At 71.3% G+C, this 14,868-nt stretch carries 15 protein-coding genes and 1 other RNA gene; 6 read left to right on the top strand and 10 right to left on the bottom strand.

Annotated features, from left to right (window positions below; genetic code table 11):
• Positions 1 to 32 precede the first annotated feature (32 nt).
• Complete coding sequence (locus F0U63_RS39090; protein WP_395838354.1) at positions 33 to 1,547, top strand: cellulose synthase family protein; 1,515 nt, start codon at positions 33 to 35, stop codon at positions 1,545 to 1,547.
• Between the two features lie 30 nt (positions 1,548 to 1,577).
• On the opposite strand, the gene F0U63_RS39085 is transcribed toward F0U63_RS39090, so the two are convergent.
• Positions 1,578 to 2,123, bottom strand: a complete 546-nt coding sequence (locus F0U63_RS39085; RefSeq protein WP_395838352.1) for a hypothetical protein — start codon at positions 2,121 to 2,123, stop codon at positions 1,578 to 1,580.
• A gap of 82 nt (positions 2,124 to 2,205) precedes the next feature.
• Between F0U63_RS39085 and F0U63_RS39080 the strand changes: the two genes are divergently transcribed.
• Positions 2,206 to 3,126: a PEGA domain-containing protein gene (locus F0U63_RS39080; RefSeq protein WP_395838350.1), complete on the top strand. Its 921-nt coding sequence runs from the start codon at positions 2,206 to 2,208 to the stop codon at positions 3,124 to 3,126.
• Positions 3,127 to 3,144: 18 nt separating this feature from the next.
• Here the strand turns inward: F0U63_RS39080 and F0U63_RS39075 are convergent, their stop codons facing one another.
• Positions 3,145 to 3,873, bottom strand: coding sequence for a rhomboid family intramembrane serine protease (locus F0U63_RS39075; RefSeq protein WP_395838348.1), 729 nt, complete (start codon positions 3,871 to 3,873; stop codon positions 3,145 to 3,147).
• Between the two features lie 65 nt (positions 3,874 to 3,938).
• Here F0U63_RS39075 and F0U63_RS39070 point away from each other — a divergent pair, with 65 nt between their 5' ends.
• Entirely contained in the window at positions 3,939 to 5,723 is a 1,785-nt protein-coding gene (locus F0U63_RS39070) for a M1 family aminopeptidase (protein ID WP_395838346.1), read from the top strand.
• Between the two features lie 25 nt (positions 5,724 to 5,748).
• On the opposite strand, the gene ftsY is transcribed toward F0U63_RS39070, so the two are convergent.
• Positions 5,749 to 7,323 carry a signal recognition particle-docking protein FtsY gene (gene ftsY, locus F0U63_RS39065; protein ID WP_395838344.1) on the bottom strand — a complete coding sequence of 525 codons (1,575 nt, stop codon included), beginning with the start codon at positions 7,321 to 7,323 and terminating at the stop codon, positions 5,749 to 5,751.
• Positions 7,324 to 7,423: 100 nt separating this feature from the next.
• Here ftsY and F0U63_RS39060 point away from each other — a divergent pair, with 100 nt between their 5' ends.
• The gene (locus F0U63_RS39060) at positions 7,424 to 7,978 is read left to right on the top strand and encodes a hypothetical protein (RefSeq protein ID WP_395838342.1); all 555 of its coding nucleotides are present in this window, start codon (positions 7,424 to 7,426) and stop codon (positions 7,976 to 7,978) included.
• Between the two features lie 20 nt (positions 7,979 to 7,998).
• On the opposite strand, the gene rnpB is transcribed toward F0U63_RS39060, so the two are convergent.
• From rnpB to F0U63_RS39045, 3 genes are all read right to left on the bottom strand, one after another.
• Positions 7,999 to 8,390, bottom strand: an RNA gene (rnpB, locus tag F0U63_RS39055) — RNase P RNA component class A.
• Positions 8,391 to 8,446: 56 nt separating this feature from the next.
• Positions 8,447 to 8,665, bottom strand: a complete 219-nt coding sequence (locus tag F0U63_RS39050; RefSeq protein WP_395838340.1) for a hypothetical protein — start codon at positions 8,663 to 8,665, stop codon at positions 8,447 to 8,449.
• A 2-nt stretch (positions 8,666 to 8,667) separates the two neighbouring features.
• Positions 8,668 to 9,396, bottom strand: a complete 729-nt coding sequence (locus tag F0U63_RS39045) for a zinc ribbon domain-containing protein (RefSeq protein WP_395838338.1) — start codon at positions 9,394 to 9,396, stop codon at positions 8,668 to 8,670.
• 264 nt (positions 9,397 to 9,660) lie between these two features.
• Here F0U63_RS39045 and F0U63_RS39040 point away from each other — a divergent pair, with 264 nt between their 5' ends.
• Entirely contained in the window at positions 9,661 to 9,834 is a 174-nt protein-coding gene (locus tag F0U63_RS39040) for a hypothetical protein (RefSeq protein ID WP_395838336.1), read from the top strand.
• 48 nt (positions 9,835 to 9,882) lie between these two features.
• Here the strand turns inward: F0U63_RS39040 and F0U63_RS39035 are convergent, their stop codons facing one another.
• Positions 9,883 to 10,170: an FYDLN acid domain-containing protein gene (locus tag F0U63_RS39035; protein WP_395838334.1), complete on the bottom strand. Its 288-nt coding sequence runs from the start codon at positions 10,168 to 10,170 to the stop codon at positions 9,883 to 9,885.
• 147 nt (positions 10,171 to 10,317) lie between these two features.
• On the opposite strand from F0U63_RS39035, the gene F0U63_RS39030 reads away from it, so the two are divergent.
• Positions 10,318 to 12,048, top strand: coding sequence for a GYF domain-containing protein (locus F0U63_RS39030; RefSeq protein WP_395838332.1), 1,731 nt, complete (start codon positions 10,318 to 10,320; stop codon positions 12,046 to 12,048).
• A gap of 2 nt (positions 12,049 to 12,050) precedes the next feature.
• Here the strand turns inward: F0U63_RS39030 and F0U63_RS39025 are convergent, their stop codons facing one another.
• The 3 genes from F0U63_RS39025 to F0U63_RS39015 are packed head-to-tail and all read right to left on the bottom strand — an operon-like array spanning position 12,051 to position 14,811.
• Complete coding sequence (locus F0U63_RS39025) at positions 12,051 to 12,308, bottom strand: DUF3006 domain-containing protein (RefSeq protein WP_395838330.1); 258 nt, start codon at positions 12,306 to 12,308, stop codon at positions 12,051 to 12,053.
• Positions 12,305 to 13,663, bottom strand: a complete 1,359-nt coding sequence (locus F0U63_RS39020; RefSeq protein ID WP_395838328.1) for an MBL fold metallo-hydrolase — start codon at positions 13,661 to 13,663, stop codon at positions 12,305 to 12,307. Before F0U63_RS39020 ends, F0U63_RS39025 begins: the two co-directional genes overlap by 4 nt.
• The gene (locus F0U63_RS39015; protein WP_395838326.1) at positions 13,660 to 14,811 is read right to left on the bottom strand and encodes a ComEC/Rec2 family competence protein; all 1,152 of its coding nucleotides are present in this window, start codon (positions 14,809 to 14,811) and stop codon (positions 13,660 to 13,662) included. The genes F0U63_RS39020 and F0U63_RS39015 overlap by 4 nt, the downstream gene beginning before the upstream one ends.
• Positions 14,812 to 14,868 lie beyond the last annotated feature (57 nt).

Here is a 14,868-nt window from a genome sequence, read left to right as displayed (position 1 = left end):
GGCGACTTCACCCGCGGGAGGGGCCAGGTCAGATGACCACCGTCGAGATCCTCTTCTTGGGCGTGTACTTCAGCGTCCTCTGTGTGCTTGCGGTGTACGGGTCGCACCGCTACCGGATGGCGTACCTGTACTACCGCCACAAGTTCAAGCTGCCGACGCCCCGAGGCGTGCTGGCGGAGCTGCCGCGCGTCACCATCCAGCTGCCCATCTTCAATGAGATGTACGTGGTGGAGCGCCTGGTGGAGGCGGTGTGCCGCATCGACTACCCGCGCGAGCTGTTGGAGATCCAGGTCCTGGATGACTCCACGGACGAGACGTGTGCCATCGCCCGGGCGTGTGTGGAGCGCCAGCGGCAGAAGGGGCACGACATCGTCTACGTGCACCGCACCAACCGCCAGGGCTACAAGGCGGGCGCGCTGGAGAACGGCCTGTTGACGGCCAAGGGCGAGTTCATCGCGGTGTTCGACGCGGACTTCGTGCCGGGGCCGGACTTCCTGCACCGCACGGTGCCGTTCTTCGCCGACAGCCAGGTGGGCATGGTGCAGGTGCGCTGGGGCCACCTCAACCGTGACTTCTCCATCCTCACCCAGGCGCAGAGCATCTTCCTGGACGGGCACTTCATCATCGAGCACACCGCGCGCAACCGCTCGGGCTGCTTCTTCAACTTCAACGGCACGGCCGGCATCTGGCGGCGCGTGACGATCTCGGACGCGGGCGGCTGGCAGCACGACACGCTCACCGAGGATCTGGACCTGAGCTACCGCGCGCAGGTGAAGGGCTGGCAGTTCATCTTCCTGCCCGACGTCATCTCCCCGGCCGAGGTGCCGGTGGACATGAACGCCTTCAAGAGCCAGCAGCACCGCTGGGCCAAGGGCTCCATCCAGACGGCGCGCAAGCTGCTGCCGATGATCCTCAAGAGCGACCTGCCCTTCGCCGTCAAGCGCGAGGCCTTCTTCCACCTCACCAACAACATGGCCTACCTGTTGATGGTGGTGCTCAGCGCGCTCATGCCGCTGTCCATGGTGGTGCGCTTCCAGCACGGGCTCTACGGCACGCTCTTCTTGGACCTGCCCTTCTTCATCAGCGCCACCGCCAGCGTGTGCGTCTTCTACGTGGCCGCCCAGCGCGAGCGCGGGGCCACGGGCTGGGAGCGCATCAAGTACCTGCCCTTCCTGATGAGCCTGGGCATCGGCCTGGCCATCAACAACGCCCGGGCGGTGCTCGAGGCGCTGCTGGGCCAGCAGTCCGGCTTCACCCGCACGCCGAAGACGGGCGCCGAGGGCAAGAAGGTCACCGCCATCAAGAAGAGCTACCGCGGCGACAAGACGCTCATGCCCATCCTGGAGCTCTCCTTCGCGCTCTACTTCACCGGCGCGCTCTGGTTCGCCTTCGACAAGCGCATCTACACCTCGGTGCCCTTCATCCTGCTGTTCCAGCTCGGCTTCCTCTACGTCGGCGTGTCCAGCCTGCTGCAGGGCCGCCTGCGCTTCAGTGAGTCGGCTCCGGCGGCCGTGGTCGCCGAGGAGCAGACCCGCCGCGCGGCCTGAGGGCGCGCGCGGACGGGGTGGGGACGGGCCTCAGACCCCCGCGTCCCCCGAGGGAGTCCCGGCATCCGGCACGGGCTGGGCCTCCCGCTTGAGCAGCCGCTGTTCCTTCCACTCGGGCTGGGGCCCATGGGCCGCCGGGCGGCAGTCCTCGTCCAGCGCCATCGTGCTCACCGAGCGCAGCGTGAGGCCCTGGTCATCGCAGCCCACCGCCCGCGTGGGGAAGCTCACCGGACAGGCGGTGCCCGCCGCGGTGAAGGCCGTGGCCCGCGTCTCTCCCACGAAGCCCTCGGGCGTGCGCTCCAGGACGATGCTCACCGCCGTGCCCGCGTCCGCGGGGGCGGGTGCTTCCTGCTGGGCGCGTGTCACGGAAAGTGTGAGCGTGCTCCCATCATCCGCGCCCTGGTAGCGGAAGCTCGGATTGTCCGCGTGCTGGTACTCCCCCGTCTGGTTCCGCTCGCACCCGGGGGGCACCTGGTTGGCGGGGACGGCGGGCGGCGGGGCAGGGGTCCGGGCCGGACAGGCCGTGAGGGCGGTGGCAAGACCCCCGGCGGCGAGCCACAGGCGTGTGCGTGACATTCGGCGACAACCTTCACTCATGTTTGATTCCTCCCGCGCGACTCTCTAACCTCTCCGGCGAATGCTCTCGCGCCGCGTCCACTTGATCGCGTTGGTTTTTTGTCTCATCGCGCCCCGCGCCTTCGCCCAGGGAGACGATGATCTCCTCGCGCCGTTGACGCCCTCGGCTCCAGCCACCAAGGGCAAGACGACCAAGGCCAAGAAGCCCACCAAGGCCGCCAAGGGCAAGAAGCCCGGCAAGGCGGCCGAGGCGGAGCAGGACGACGAGGCTGATATGCTCGCGCCCCTGGTGAAGAAGACCGAGCTGCTCGTGAAGTTCAACGGCGGCACCCGGGGCACGCGCCTGCTGGTGGATGAGAAGGACCTGGGGCCGGTCTCCAAGAACCCCGTCGAGGTGGACGAGGGCGAGCACACCGTGGTCGTGCGCAAGCCGGGCTACCGGGACTTCTCCAAGCGCCTCACCTTCAAGGCCGGGGAGCGCACCGAGGTGGCCGTGTCGCTCGAGGCCACGGCGGGCTTCGTGTCGGTGAAGGCGGACATCGCGGGCGCCCGGGTGCTGGTGGATGGCGAGGAGCGGGGCCGCACCCCGCTCGAGGATCTGTTGCTGTCGGCCGGCTCGCACGAGATCGTCGTCGAGCAGGAGGGCTTCCGCCCCGAGTCGCAGCGCATCGCGGTGCGCGCCGGCAAGGAGTACACCGTCAACTTCAACCTGCGTCCGGGTGCGCTCGCGAAGACGGACGAGCCGCGGGCGCCGGTGCTCACCCCCAGCGCCGTGGCCGAGCCCACGCCGTTCACCCAGCCGCCGGCGGAGGTCGCCGCGAGCAAGCCCCTCACCCAGCGCTGGTACTTCTGGGCGGGCGTGGGCGCGGTGGTGGCCGCCGCCGCCGTGGGCACGGTGGTGGCGACCTCGCAGCCGCTCAGTGCGGATTCTGTCTGCGGCGGCGTGTGCGATGGCGTCATCAACGATCCCCGCGGTGCCTCGGCCGGGGGGTTGCGCTTCTGATGCTCCCTCCCGGGGCGTCTAGCCCCGGAAGCGCTCCGGGTGCGCGGTGATGTAGACCACCGCCACCGCGATGATGAGCAGCAGCGGCGCGGCGCGAACGAAGACGGGGTGCCCGGAGCGCAGGGCGACGCCCACGGGCAGGCCGAAGAGGAAGCCGCCGAGGTGTCCCGCCCAGCTCACGCCGGGAATCAGGCTGAGCACCGCCATCTGCGCCAGCCAGAAGATGATGCCGCGGCGGAACTGGCGCTTGGCGGTGACGAGCATGGCGCCCCCGTAGCCGAGGATCATCCCCGAGGCCCCGACGGCGGGCACCTTGAAGTTGAACAGCAGGGCGAAGGCGGACGAGCCCAGCGCGGTGATGATGGACAGCAGCAGGAAGCGTCCGCTGCCGATGGCGCGCTCGTAGAGCGAGCCGAGCGAGTACGCCACCCACATGTTGAAGGCCAGGTGGAGCGGGCCTCTGTGCGCGAGGCTGCAGCTGAGCACCCGCCAGTATTGGCCGTCCTGGACGAGAGGCCCATAGAGGGCGAGCCACTGGGAGAGGGGCCCCAGGCGCTCGTACGGGCTCAGGGTCGCGCCCTGGGTCAGCACGGCATCCACGACGAACAGGGCCACCGAGCCGCCGATGATGGCCGCGCACACCGGAGGGGGGCGGGGAGCGCGCGCGCGGGGGAAGAACGGGGGAGGCGGGGGCCGCTCGGTCCCGGGGGAGGGTGGGGCGCCGTGGGGAGCGGTGGGAGAGGTCATCCGGTGCTCAATAGGAGAGGCGACGGGGGCGTGGGCGCGGGAAGTGGATGCGCCTGGGATGTACCATGTCCCCCATGCCCGCCCATCCGCGTCACTGGCCGCTGCTCGCCCTGTTGTTCGCTCCTGGGATTGCCGCCGCCGGCGACTTCGTCCCGCCCGAGGTGCAGTTCTCCCTGCAGCACCTCAAGACCGAGGAGCGGGCACGCGCGGCGCGTGCGCTCGGGCCCCTGGAGGCGCTTCCCCGCTACCTGGTGCAGCTCGAGGTGGACCCGGCCGTGCGCGCGGTGAAGGGCCACCTCCGGGTGGAGTGGAGCGTGCGTGGCCGTGCGCTCGATGCCATCCCCCTGCGCCTCACCCCCAACGCCTTCGCGCCCCGGATGTCCCTCTCCGAGGTGACGGTGAACGGCAACCCCGTGAAGCCGCAGCGCCCCGAGGACGGCCTCTACCTGCTGCCACTGGCCGAGCCGCTCGCCCCGGGGAGCACGGTGGTGGTGGAGCTGGAGCTGGAGGGACGGGTACCTCGCGCGCAGCCGGGCACGGCGTCGCTGTTGGGGGCGCTCGGGGCCTCGGGCGGGGGCAACAGCGAGGCCGGTGACTATGGGGCCTTCTCCGCGACGGAGGACTTCATGAGCCTGGTGGGCGTGGTGCCCCGGGTGCCTCCGCTCGACGCGGGCGGCACGCCCTGGGGCGGTCCCACCGGAGTGGGTGACCTGGCGCTGTACGAGCCCGCGCACGTGCTCGCCAACGTCATCGTTCCCAGTGACTGGAAGGTGCACGTCACGGGCGTGGCGATGGGCGAGGTGCCCCAGAAGGATGGCCGCCTGCGCTACAGCTTCGCGGCGGGCGCGGTGCGCGACTTTCCCGTGTTCGCCTCGCGCGGCTACCAGAGCGCCACGGCGACGGTGAATGGCGTCAGCGTGGAGAGTCACTTCGCGGCCCGGGACGCCGAGGTGGGCAAGCGCGTGCTCAAGTACGCGAGCGACGCGCTCACCGAGTTCGAGCGGCGCCTGGGGCCGCTGCCCTTCAAGAACTTCCGGGTGGTGGAGGCGCCGTTGTCGGGGGGCGCGGGCGGCATGGAGTTTCCCGGCCTCGTCACGGTGGGCACGTCGCTCTACCGGGGGGCGGCGGACCCGGCGGGCGCGCTCGAGGGGTTGCCGGGGATGGGGCAGATGCAGGGCCTCTTGCAGGCCATGGGCGGGGACGCGGCGCCGCTCGGGCAGCTGGGCAAGGCGCTGGAGCGCACGCTCGAGTTCACCGTGGCCCACGAGGTGGCGCACCAGTACTTCGCGGGGCTGGTGGGCTCGGATCCCATCAACGCGCCGGTGGTGGACGAGTCGCTCGCCCAGTACACGGCGCTGCTCTACATGGAGTGGAAGCACGGGCGCGCGGTGGCCGAGCAGATGCGGCAGGAGGCGCTCGTGTCGGCCTACCACATGCTGCGCATGTCCGGCGGCAAGGACGCGCCGGCGGACCGGCCCACCTCGGGCTTCGAGGACTCGTTGCAGTACGGCGCGCTGGTGTACGGCAAGGCGCCGCTCTTGCACCACGCCTCGCGCAAGCTCATCGGGGACGAGGCCTTCTTCAAGGGCCTGCGCTCCTACGTGGACACGTACCGCTTCAAGTGGACGTGCGGGGAGTGCTTCACCCAGGAACTCGCCAAGGCGAGCCCCTCGAATGCCAAGGAGCTCGAGCGCCTGCGCGTGCGCTGGTGGAAGGAGGCCCACGGGGACGAGGACCTCGGCGAGCCCAACCTGGGGGCGCTGCTGGGCGGCGGGGGCCAGCTGGACCCGGAGACGCTCAAGCTCATGGAGGAGCTGCTGCCGGGCCTGATGAAGGGGTTGCAGCCGTAGGCGTCAGTCGAGCGTCAGTCGAGCCTCAGTCGAAGAGTGCCTGGACGAACTCGCGGGGCTCGAAGCGGCGCAGGTCGGCGACCTTCTCGCCGACGCCCACCCACACCACGGGCAGCTTCAGCTCGTCGCAGATGCCGATGATGACGCCGCCCTTGGCGGTGCCGTCCAGCTTGGTGAGCGCGAGCGCCGTGACGCCCACCGCGTCGTGGAACTGCCGCGCCTGCTGGATGGCGTTCTGACCGTTGGTGGAGTCGAGCACCAGCAGCACCTCGTGGGGAGCCCCGGGGAGCGCCTTGTCGATGACGCGCTTGACCTTCTTCAGCTCGTCCATGAGGTTCACCTTGGTGTGCAGTCGGCCCGCCGTGTCCGCGATGACCACGTCCGCGCCCGAGGCCTGCGCCTTTTTGATCGCCTCGAAGATGACGGAGCCCGGGTCCGCGCCCTCGTTGCCCTTGATGAGCTCGGCCTTGGCGCGGTCCGCCCACACGTCGAGCTGCTCGGCGGCGGCGGCGCGGAACGTGTCGCCCGCGGCCAGCACCACCTTCTTGCCCTGGCCGGTGAGCTGCGCGGACAGCTTGCCGATGGTGGTCGTCTTGCCCGCGCCGTTGACACCCACCACCATCACCACGTGCGGCGGGCCGCCGCCCTCCAGCGTGCGCGGCACCGGCAGGTCCACGATGCGCGTCACCTCCTCGCGGATGAGCGACTTGATGCGGCTCGCGTCGCTCAGCTCGTTGCGCTTGAGCTTCTCGCGCGCCACCTCCACGAGGTTGCTCGCGGTGCGCACTCCGATGTCCGCCGTGAAGAGGATCTCCTCCATCTCCGCGAGCACGGACTCGTCCACCTGGCGGTTGGCGCCGAACAGGCCATTGAGCCGCGCCATGAAGCCCTGGTTGCGCGTGCGATCCAGGCCTTGTGCGAGCGTACGGCCTGCCTCGGCCTCCACCTTGGCGCGGGCCGCCGCTTCCTCGGCGCGCCGGGCCTCCTCGACCGCCGCCTGGGCGCGCTCCTTCTCCTCGCGCACGAGCCGCTCGGCCTCCTCGCGCTCGCGCTTGCGGCGCTCGCGCGCCTCGTCCTCCACCGCCTTCTTCGCGCGGTACTCGGCGCGCTTCTCCTCCTCCTCGCGCTCCTTGAGGGCGCGCACCTCGGCCTCCAGCCGGGCACGCTCCTCGGCGCTGGTGGCGGCCTTGGCGGCGCGCGCGGCCTCCTCGCGCTGACGGGTGAGGGCCTCGGCCCGGGCATGGATTTCCTCCGCCTCGCGCCGCCGGGCGAGCTCCGCCTCGGTGGGGGGCAGCTCGATGCGCAGCTCCGGGCTCTCCGCGGGCAGCGCGGGCTTGGCCGCCGGCGCGGCCGGCTTGCCGGGCAGCTCGGGGCGGCGCTTGAAGAAGAGCTTGCGCGCCGCGGCCACCAGGAGCGCCACGAACAGCACCGCGACGCCAACGCCCACCACCGTGTCCACGGTGCCGCCTCCGGGCGGAGGTGGGGGTGTACCCGTCTCCGGCACGCCGGGCTGCGTGGCGGGGGGCTGGGGGGAGGGCGCCTGCGCGAGGAGGAAGGGAAGGGCGGTGGGCGTCTGCATGGCGCGCACCGCATATCGCAAGACGCGCTGGGAGTCCTACCCTGTCTTGGGCGCGCGCCGCCCACTGTCCACCACGGGCAGGTGGATGCCGTGCGGGGAAGCCGCTAGAACCGCTCCCGTCATGCGACGCCTCGCGCTCCCCGCCCTCCTCGTTCCCGTGTTCCTGCTCGGTGCCTGCATCGTCGAGGCACCCGGAGGGGCCAGCCCCAACGAGCGGCGCCAGTCCGTGGTGACCCAGGTGCCCACGCTCTCCACGAAGGGTGGCGCCAACTTCGAGGACAAGGTGGAGCTGGTGGGCGCCAACCTCCAGCCGGGCCGCCTCACTCCGGGCGACTCCGCGCGCGTCACCGCCTACTTCAAGGTGCTCAAGCCCCTGGACGAGGACTACACCATCTTCGTCCACGTGGAGGACGCCGAGGGGCGCATGGAGCGGCTCAACGTGGACCACAAGCCCGCGGGGGGCCTCTACCCCACCACCCAGTGGAAGGTGGGCGAGACGGTGAAGGACGAGTTCATGATCGCGCTTCCGCCCGGCGTGTCCGCGCAGACGATCAACGTGTGGATGGGCTTCTGGGAGCCCAAGACGGACGGGCGCCTGCAGCTCAAGAACCCGGAGGCGGTGCGCAACGACGGGCGCAGCCGCATCCTGCTCATGCAGATTCCCGTGGCGCGCTGACACCGCGCGGACGGGAAAAAAACCGGAGTGGCCCTGTAAGCCGAGTCCTGTCCCCACCCCTTTCGGGATGGGCGGTGAACATTCATCTAGGGCCCTGGTTGCCCAGGGGCCTCATCAGCGAGCAACCCGAGCGCATGGGGCGGGCAACCCGTGTCCCCCGAAAGGGACGCGCTCCTATTGGCTCTTGCTCCAGGTGGGGTTTTCCGTGCCGCCCGAGTCACCCCGGACGCGGTGCGCTCTTACCGCACCGTTTCACCCTTACCGGCCCCTCGCGGAACCGGCGGTTTGTTTTCTGTGGCACTTTCCTGCGAGTCGCCTCGACTGGCCGTTAGCCAGCACCCTGCCCTGTGGAGCTCGGACTTTCCTCCCGTCACCCATTCCCGCGGTGACCAGCGTTCACCCGGACCACTCCGGCCCCCGTCTCATAACACGGAAGCGGGGCGGCGGAGCACCCGGCGTCGCGGGGGCTCAGCGCGGCGGCCGCCGGTGGCGCCGGGCCCCGGGCGGGGGAGGAGGCGGCGGGGACCCGGGCGGAAGCGCGGTGAGGTGCTCGGCCGCGGCTTCGAGCAGGCGGCCCATGTCCTCGCGGGTCATCCCGGGAAAGGCCCGCACCGTCCCCGTGAGCGGTTCCTCGCGCGCGATGTGGCGGAGGATGTCGACGAGGGTGGGCGGGACCGGCTGGCTCAACGCTACTTCTCGGCCGGCGTTTCGAGCGCCTCGACGGCGTAGATGATGCGGTTGCAGGAGGGGCACACGTCGGTGCCCAGCGACACGCGCAGGTTGTTGTAGAGCTGCGGCGGCACGTTCATCCGGCAGCCCAGGCACGTGCCCCCGAGCACCACGCCCACCAGCGCCGGCATGCGCTTCTTGCGGATGGCCTCGTAGCGGCGCAGCAGCGTGGCGTCCACGCCCGAGGACACCGAGGCGCGCTTGCCCTCGAGTTCCTTCACCTGGCCCTCGGCCTGGCTCTGCTTGGTGCGCAGCTCCGCCATGCGGGCCGACAGCTGCTCCTGGCGGGCGGCGAACTCGGCTTCCTTGGCCTTGACCGCCTCGCGCGCCGCGCCGAGCGTCTTGCTCAGCTCCACGAGCTCGTCGGCCATCGTCTGGTTGGCCTTCTTGGCGATGTCGATTTCGCGGGCGAGGGCGGAGTACTCGCGGGTGGAGCGTTGCTCGGCGAGCCGCGCCTCCCACTTCTTCACCTTGTCCTTCTCGTCCGTGATGTTCTGCTCGAGCGTGGTCTTCTGCCGCTCGATGTCCGTCACCCGGTTGCGCTCCGCCTCGATGGCGCTGCGCGCGGTGCCCAACTCGCGCTCCAACTCCGCCAGCTGCCGGGGATGCACGTCCGCGGCCTTCCGGAGCGAGGCGACCTCGAGGTCCACCTTCTGCAGCTCCGCCAGAGCCTTCAGTTTCTCCCGCAAATTCCCTGCCTCCAACGATGGGGACCCTACCCCGGGGCCCGGCCCCTTCTACCAACAAGGGTTTGAAGGGTCCAACGCCCAAATCGTCCCTTCCTCATCCCTCCGCGCGGGCACATTCGCAAGCCGCACCCCTCCACGTCCGCGCGGCCCCGGACACCTCGTCCGCCGGACGAGCGGGCGGGTTGGCGCACCCTCATCAGAAAGTTGTGGTGGAGATGGAAAACCTGCTACAGGGGAGCGCAGACCATTCGGGGGACGACACCCATGCAGCCCAAGAAGCGACCCACTCCCAGCCGTACACCGCGGCCCCGGCCACGGATCGCCGGGAAGGGTCCGCGCCGTCCGGTGGGCGTGCAGACGCTGGGGCCGTTGCGCTACGCGCAGCTGCGCCAGACCCTCCATCAGATGGCCGTCGCCCAGCAGCGCGATCCGGCGTGAGGCCGTGGGGCCCCTCGGGATTGCTCTCGAGGGAACCCCACCCACCGCTCAGATATCTTCTTCGTCGTCCGCCGGAACCTCGGCGTCCTCGTCCTCGAATTCCGCCACTTCCTCCTCGTCGCCCACCTCGGCTTCTTCGGGCTCGGCGGGTTCGATGATCTTGGGCGCCGCGGACAGACGGCCCCGGCGTCCACCCTCGGCGGGAGCCTTGAGGGCAGGGCTCTCGCGTTGGTCCGCGCCGCACTTCGGGCACAGCGGATCCGGCTTCTTCATGTCGTAGAACTTCGTGCTGCATTTGAAGCAGACGTGCTTGTTCCCGAGGTCCTTCGCGGGCATGCGCCACCTTCTGTCTGTGTCAAGAGGGTAGGGGAGGCGGCTCTTAGTTGGGCTGACAGGCGGAGTCAACCCGGTGGTTTGCAGTCCACCGCCATGGGGTTAGCATTCCCCACGCTCGCACCAGTGTGCGGGCGCGAGACATCCCCTTTGAACTTCTCTTGTAACAAGTGTCAGCGGCGGTACTCCATCGCGGACGACAAGGTCCGCGGCAAGACCGTCAAGGTGCGGTGCAAGAACTGCCAGAACGTCATCTCGGTGGAGGGCCCTCCCGCCGAGATGGAGGAGAGCACGCGCGTCGTGTCCCTGGCGGACGTGGAGCGGCTGCGCGAGCAGGACCGCACGCTCGCCGCCGAGGAAGAGGCCGCCCAGCAGGCCCAGGCCCAGGCCGTGTCGGCGACGTCCTGGGAGGACGAGCCCACGCGCGCCATGCCGGTGGGCGACGCGGCCGCGCCCTGGTTCGTGATGGTCAAGGGCAAGCAGGAGGGCCCGCTGGAGGATGGGGCCCTGCGCGAGCTCGTGGCCCAGGGCACCGTCACCGCCCGGAGCTACTTCTGGCAGCAGGGCATGGCGGACTGGAAGCGGGGTCAGGATCTGCCCGCGCTCGAGGGGCTCTTCCTGCCCGAGGACCCTCCGCCTCCCGCCGAGCCCATTCCTCCGCCCGAGCCCGCCATGGCGCGCTCCTCCACCTCGTGGCAGCCCGAGCCGCCCCCCGACTCGCAGACGAGCTGGCGCACCGAGCCGGAGCCGGAGCCAGCGCCGGAGCCGGAGCCGGAGCCCGAGCCGGCTCCCGCTCCCTCGCCTCGCGTCAAGCACTCCACGCCCTGGGAGCCGGAGGCCGATGACACCGGGCCCATGGCCGTCGCCGACGCCCAGGCCGCCGCCGCGCCCCTCGGGGAGCTGTTTTCCGACCTGGACCTTCCCGCCTCCGAGCAGCCGCGCGGTGGAGGGTATGTCGCGCGCGGGGGCTTCGACGGGCTCGATGACGAACACACCCCGGTCAACCAGGTGGCGGAAGAGCCCCCGAGCGAGCCCGTGAAGAAGGCGCGGACGGGCAAGTCCGGGGGGCGCGGTGTGGGCGCGAAGGTGGTGCTCGTCCTGCTGCTGCTGGTGTTGCTCCCCGTGGGGGCGGTGATCGCCCTCACCGAGCTGCAGGTGGTGCCCCTGCGCGTCTATGACACGGACGCCGAGGGCAACCCGGTGCCGCGGACCGTGTCCGTCTTCACGCCCGAGGGGCTCGAGGAGTTGCGCAACGTCCTGACGGGCAACCCCAGCCAGCCTCCCGCCCCACGGCCCGCTGCTGCGGAGCCCCAGGCCGAGGCGCCCGCCGCCGAGGCGCCCGAGACTCCCGCCGCCGAGACTCCCGCCGCCGAGTCCCCTTCCACCGAGCCGTCCACGGGGGATGAAGTGGCCCCGGCGCCCACGGAGCCGGATGGCACCGCCCAGGCTCCGGGCGAGGCGCCCATGGACGCGGGCACCGCCCTCGCTGGGAGCGACACCTCGGCCGTCGCCCCCGCCGCCGGGGGGACGGACGACATCGAGGTGGCTCCGCTCCAGCCGGCCACGCCCGCGCCCGCGCCCGCGTCCGGTCCTCCCAAGGAGGAAATCGATCGCGTGGTGGAGCGCTCGCGCGCCTCGTTCAAGACGTGCATCGCCCAGGCGCTGCGCAAGAACCCCCGGCTGCGCAATGGCAAGCTGCTGCTCACCACCACGGTGACCCACTCGGGCGAGGTGACGAAGGTGGCGATGGATCGCCCCGACATCGGCGGCTCGCCCTCGGGCGAGTGCTTCATCGAGCGCGCCCAGCGCATCGTGTTCCCCCCGTTCTCGGGAGAGGACGTCGAGGTGGAAATCCGGCTCGTGCTCTCGAGGTCCGGCTAGCCCTACAGGTCGAAATCCCCGGGAGGGGGCGCCTTCTTCAGGGCGCGCTCCCGGGCCTGGCGCACCTCGTCGCGCAGGCGCTCGGTGGCGGCGGTGTCCACCGTCATCGTCTCCAGGTCCAGCACGTCGCCCTCGCGCACTCCGGGGGGCAGTTCCGCGCGCGCGCGGCGCTCCTCGCGCCCGTCCACCACGAGCACGGCCACCTCCTCCTCGAGGCGATCCACGGTGACCTTGGACTTGGGCGGTGCTCGTCGCTTCATGGGTGGCAGTCCTTGGCGGGCCGCCGGGTGTTGCCGCTGGCCGCCTGCTCGCGGGTGGAGAAGTTGAGCCGGTTCTCGTCCTTGATGCGTTTGACGGCGGGGCAGTCGGGCAGGTGGAAGACATCGCTCTTGCGGCTGGCGACGTAGCGCGTCCGGCCATCGGCCGGGGAGGGGGCGCGCTCCTCCCTTGGTGCCTTGGGCGCGGGGGCGGGGGTCTTGTCCAGATCGATGTCCACGCCCTGGGTGCTCGCCGGGCCTCCCCGGGGCTGTGCTCCGGAGGCGGCCGCCACCTCGCTCTTGCCTGGCGCGGCCGGGCCCGCGTCCCTCTCGGGCGTGCCGGCATCGCCCCGCTCCGCCACGGCCGGGTCCAGCTTCCCCTCGAAGCTCTCGGACTCCCCTGGCCCGCTGCCCGCGCTGTGCCGCTGGGGGGTGAGGGTGAAGCGCTGACCGTCGCTCACGGCGTGCACCTCGCCATCCCGGTCGGTGCGGAAGACGCGCGCCTTCATCGCCTCCAGCCGCCCGAGCACGTTCCGGGACGGAGCGAGCTCCGGGCTGCCCGCGCCAGTGGACACCAGGGCCGCCCGGGGCCGGACCGCGTCGAGGAACGCGGAACTGTTGGCCGTGGCGGCGCCATGGGCCCCCACCTTGAGCAACGTGGAGGCGAGCGGCGCCCCGCGGGCCACCAGGTACTGCTCCGTCTTCTCCAGGGCGTCGCCCGGCAGCAGCACGCTGGTGTCCTGGTAGCCGAGCCGCAGGACGATGGAGTTGAGCTCCTGGGGGTTGTCTCCGGTCAGCAGCTTCTCGGTGGGGGCGCGCGGCCAGAGCACGGTCAGCTCCGCGCCGCCGCCCAGGGGCAGGCGCAGCGGCTCGCCGTTGGCCGGGGGCGCGGGGGAGAACACCTCCATGCCACTGGTGCCGATCGCGCCCAGCAGCGCGTCGTAGTCCGCGGGGGTGCCCGGCAGTTGCGGCTCGAGCAGGCGCACCGCGCCCACCGCGCCCAGGGCCGCCGACAGTCCCCCGTAATGGTCCACGTGGGGGTGGGTGAGGATGACCAGATCGAGCTTTCCGGTGAGCAGCTCGGGCAGCCGGTTGGCCAGGTGGGCTCCCGCGGAAGGGGGGCCCGCGTCGACGAGCACCGTGCGCCCGGTGGGCGAGACGATGAGCGTGGCGTCTCCCTGGTCCACGTCGAGGAAGTAGACGTGCAGCTTTCCATCGGCCGGCCGGCCGAAGTAGCGCAACGGGGTGGCCTGGGCCGCCTTGGCCGCCGCGGGTGGGGGGGGCGCGGTGGGCTTCTCGCAGGCTCCGAGGAGCCACAGGCCCAACAGGGTGATGAAGGTCCGTACGGGGCGGCTCATGGTTTGCAATCCTCGGAGGGACGGCGCTCGCGCAGGGCGGCGTCGCGATCCGTGTATATCGTGCGCCCCTCGGCTTTGGACCGCCGCAGGGTGGCGCAGTCCTCGCGGTGGAAGACCTTGCTGCCCTTGAGCCCCACGTAGCGCGCCGGGCCCGTGCCGGGCGAGGGGGCCTTGGGCTCCGTCTTCGGTAGGGCCGTGCGCGCGGGCACGTCCACGAGCGGGGGGGCGGAGGGGCCCGCGGGTCCACCCGGGACGACGAGGGGCGGGCCGTTGCCCTTGCGGGTCGTGAAGGTCACCCGGTCGCCGTCGCTCACCGCGAGCACCTCGCCCTCGCGGTCGGTGCGCAGCACGCGCGCCCCCTGGGCCCCGAGGCGCTGCAGGGCCTCCGCGGTGGGGTGCCCATATTCATTGCCCGCGCCGCAGGAGATGACGGCCGCCTGGGGCCGCACCGCCGCGAGGAAGGGCGCGGTGGAGGAGTAGCGGCCTCCGTGGTGCGCCACCTTCAGCACCGTGGCGCGCAAGTCCACGCTCCTGGCCAGCAGGGCCGCCTCGGTCTCCGGCTCGGCGTCCCCGGTGAAGAGGAACGACGTGCCGCCATAGTTCAACCGGGCGACGATGGAGTTGGAGTTGGGGTCCGAGCGGGTGTCCTTCAGGAAGGGTTGCTGGGGCACGCGCGGCCAGAAGATGCTGAGCGACGCGCCCTCGCCGAGCCCGATGGTCAGCGGCGCCTCCGGGTTGCTCGGATTGGGTTCGGGCGTCATCACCTGGCCCACGTCGCGGCCCACCACCTCCAGCAGCTTGCGGTAGGCCTCGCTCGGGTGGTCGAAGCCCGGATCCATGAAGCGCCGGGCCCCCACCGTCTGGAGGACCCGCACCATGCCGCCCAGATGGTCCAGGTGGGGGTGCGTGAGGATGACGAGATCCAACGGCCCCTGGACGAGCTGGCGCACGCGGGGTGCGAGCTGCTCATCGGCCTCGGGGGGGCCCGCGTCGATGAGCACCGTCTTGCCGCTGGGCGAGACGATGAGCGCCGCGTCCCCCTGGCCCACGTCGAAGAAGTAGACGGAGAGGGGTTTGAGGGGAGCGGCCCGGCCCGAGCAGGCGGCGAGCAGGAGGAGCAGTGTGAAGAGGTGCCGCGCGAAAGCCATGTCGCATGGGACTCTATCCCATGTGCCGACGCTTCCCGAGCGGCCCGGACTTGGGCT

It is taken from the genome of Cystobacter fuscus, assembly GCF_044360685.1.
In the GTDB taxonomy this organism is placed as follows: Bacteria; Myxococcota; Myxococcia; order Myxococcales; family Myxococcaceae; genus Cystobacter; species Cystobacter fuscus_C.
The sequence above is the reverse complement of the archived record's forward strand: the minus strand, read 5'-3'. Positions and strand labels throughout refer to the sequence as shown.

What these genes read in the sequence shown, in the direction of transcription:
- F0U63_RS39060 (WP_395838342.1), top strand. Translation starts at nt 7,424, where the DNA reads ATGCGACGCCTCGCGCTCCCCGCCCTCCTCGTTCCCGTGTTCCTGCTC.
- F0U63_RS39075 (WP_395838348.1), bottom strand. Translation starts at nt 3,873, where the DNA reads ATGACCTCTCCCACCGCTCCCCACGGCGCCCCACCCTCCCCCGGGACC.
- F0U63_RS39035 (WP_395838334.1), bottom strand. Translation starts at nt 10,170, where the DNA reads ATGCCCGCGAAGGACCTCGGGAACAAGCACGTCTGCTTCAAATGCAGC.
- F0U63_RS39020 (WP_395838328.1), bottom strand. Translation starts at nt 13,663, where the DNA reads ATGAGCCGCCCCGTACGGACCTTCATCACCCTGTTGGGCCTGTGGCTC.
- F0U63_RS39085 (WP_395838352.1), bottom strand. Translation starts at nt 2,123, where the DNA reads ATGTCACGCACACGCCTGTGGCTCGCCGCCGGGGGTCTTGCCACCGCC.
- F0U63_RS39015 (WP_395838326.1), bottom strand. Translation starts at nt 14,811, where the DNA reads ATGGCTTTCGCGCGGCACCTCTTCACACTGCTCCTCCTGCTCGCCGCC.
- F0U63_RS39025 (WP_395838330.1), bottom strand. Translation starts at nt 12,308, where the DNA reads ATGAAGCGACGAGCACCGCCCAAGTCCAAGGTCACCGTGGATCGCCTC.
- F0U63_RS39090 (WP_395838354.1), top strand. Translation starts at nt 33, where the DNA reads ATGACCACCGTCGAGATCCTCTTCTTGGGCGTGTACTTCAGCGTCCTC.
- F0U63_RS39070 (WP_395838346.1), top strand. Translation starts at nt 3,939, where the DNA reads ATGTCCCCCATGCCCGCCCATCCGCGTCACTGGCCGCTGCTCGCCCTG.
- F0U63_RS39040 (WP_395838336.1), top strand. Translation starts at nt 9,661, where the DNA reads ATGCAGCCCAAGAAGCGACCCACTCCCAGCCGTACACCGCGGCCCCGG.